At 68.8% G+C, this 2,253-nt stretch carries 2 protein-coding genes and 1 pseudogene; all 3 read left to right on the top strand.

The features are described from left to right. The first annotated feature begins 201 nt into the window (after positions 1-201). Positions 202-831, top strand: coding sequence for a HupE/UreJ family protein (locus CJZ98_RS17515; RefSeq protein ID WP_094592385.1), 630 nt, complete (start codon positions 202-204; stop codon positions 829-831). Then, a complete protein-coding gene (locus CJZ98_RS17510; protein ID WP_094592384.1) occupies positions 828-1,379 on the top strand; it encodes a hypothetical protein in 552 nt (183 codons plus the stop codon). Before CJZ98_RS17515 ends, CJZ98_RS17510 begins: the two co-directional genes overlap by 4 nt. A 530-nt stretch (positions 1,380-1,909) precedes the next feature. Further along, positions 1,910-2,122, top strand: a pseudogene (locus CJZ98_RS17500) (aminotransferase class V-fold PLP-dependent enzyme); the annotation flags it as partial. Between the last annotated feature and the right edge of the window lie 131 nt (positions 2,123-2,253).

Below are 2,253 nucleotides of genomic sequence, written 5' to 3'. Positions count from 1 at the left end.
GGGCGTACGCCCCTGGAGGCAGCTCAACAGGGAGTTGCAGCATGACCACATCCACCCACTCTCATAAGGACTGGACCGACAAAGGGGGTCACGTCAGCCCCGCTGCGGCTCACTGGCGCCCACCAGATTCGGTGCCAGTGGATCCGCTGCTGCGAGCACCCTCCATAGGGTCATGCCGTGGGTCCGGGCAGCAGATCCAGGATGAAATGCAATGTCTTGCAGCTGATGACGCGGATCCACTGGCGATCAACCGTTCTGGCCACAGCTGCAGGGGCCCTGGCCCTAGTGCCGATGTCTGCCTGGGCCCATGCCGATGGCCACCCCGGCGGCGGTTTCGTGGCCGGCTTCCTGCATCCGATCAGCGGCCTCGATCACGTGGTGGCGATGGTGGCCGTCGGCCTCTGGGGGGCGGTGCTCGGCCCACCGGCCCTGTGGGTGCTGCCGGTGGCCTTCCCGATCGTGATGGCCTTCGGGGGGATGCTCGGCCTGCTTGGCGTACCGATTCCGGGAGTGGAGATCGGCATCGCCACCTCGGGACTGGTGATGGGCCTGATGGTGCTGCTGGAACTCCGGCCGCCGCTGTGGCTGGCGGCTCTGATCGTGGCGGCCTTCGCGGTGTTCCACGGTCATGCCCATGGCACCGAGCTGCCCGCCGGCAGCAACGCCCTCCTCTACAGCCTCGCGCTTGTGATCGCCACGGGGCTGCTGCATCTGCTCGGGATCCTGGTGGGTGAAACGCGCCGCTGGCCCGGTGGCCGGCGCTTTGTGCAGGCGGCCGGCGGCTGCGTGGCGCTGGTGGGGCTCTGGTTTCTGGAGCAGGCCCTCACGTGAGTCTTCCCCTCGCCCATCTCACCGCCACCGGCCTGGGGCCCTGGGGGGATGGCATGGCGAGGCTGTTTCTGGAGCCCAGCGATCTGCTGCTGGTGCTCAGCCTGGGGCTTCTGGCCGCCCAGTCCGGCAGGCCCGGCCTCGATCGCCTGCCCCTGCTGCTGCCGGTGGCCTGGCTGGCGGGGGGCCTGATCGGTCTGTGCCTGCCTTCTGAGCTGCTGCTGGCCCTCCCATCGGTGGCCCTGGTCGGGGCGATCGGACTGCTGGTGGCCCTGGGGGTGCGGCTGCGGCCCCTGGTGCTGCTGTCCCTTGCCACTGCCCTGGCCCTGGTCTTTTCCCTGGTGGCGGGCTCAGCCCTGGCCGGCCATCCGGGGGCCCCAGCCGCCCTGCTGGGGGAGGCGGTGGCCATCGCCGTGCTCATCACGCTCCTGCTGCTGCCGCTGGAGCCGCCCCACCCCCGCTGGCTGGCCATCGGCCTGCGGGTCGGTGGCAGCTGGATCACCGCTTCATCCCTGCTGATGCTCGGCTGGCTGGTGCGCCATCCCCAGTGATCCCACGCCAGAGCTCGCTCCCCGCCACCGGCTCGGTGATGTCCACCAGCTCCTGGGCGTAGGAGATGGTGAGGCGCAGCAGCTTCCGCAACCGGTCGCTAGACGCAGTCTTCCGCGCAGGGGTAGGGCCCTAAGCACAGGGGGCCCTTCTTCATGGCGTAGCCCCCAAGCCCGGGGCGCTGCCCCCGGGCGACTGCCTGCTCAGCCGTGGTGCCACCCCAAGGGGGTCGGGCGCAGCTGTGCGTTGGGATTGCTTGGCAACAGCCGTGATCGTCAGATCAACAGGAGCAGAGGGAGCGCGATCGCCACTGGCAGATGCTCTCGCCCGGTGGGCGCGCTGTCTGGGGATGGCCCCCGCCAGGTGTGCCCTTCGACCCTGAGGCAGCCTTCCTCGAGCAGCTTCCAGATGGATCGCCGCTGCCGGATCAGTTCCAGCTGTTGCGCATCGCCCTGAGCCAGGTGGAACTGTTGGAGCTCACGGGCCATCCCCAGCCCCGCCGGTGCTGGAGGGAGAGCACGGGGTCGTTAGGGAGGGTCTGCATGCCCACGACATCGCCGTTCTGCTCGATTCAGCGGGCATCTGCATCCGCAGCGGTCACCACTGCACCCAGCCGCTGCACCGCCACTACGGACTGAGCGGCATAGCGCGGGCCAGCCTGGCATTCACCAGCAACATTGAGGAGAGCGACCGCTTCGCCGAGGAGCTGCAGAGCACCATCGCCTTCCTGCGAGAGCACAGCTGAGCCGCGATGACGGCCCTGGCCCTTCTGGTGGAGGTGACGTGACCCCCTTTGTCGGTCCAGTCCTTATGAGAGTGGGTGGATGTGGTCATGCTGCAACTCCCTGTTGAGCTGCCTCCAGGGGCGTACGCCCC

The organism is Vulcanococcus limneticus LL (assembly GCF_002252705.1).
GTDB classification, from domain to species: Bacteria; Cyanobacteriota; Cyanobacteriia; order PCC-6307; family Cyanobiaceae; genus Vulcanococcus; species Vulcanococcus limneticus.
The sequence above is the reverse complement of the archived record's forward strand: the minus strand, read 5'-3'. Positions and strand labels throughout refer to the sequence as shown.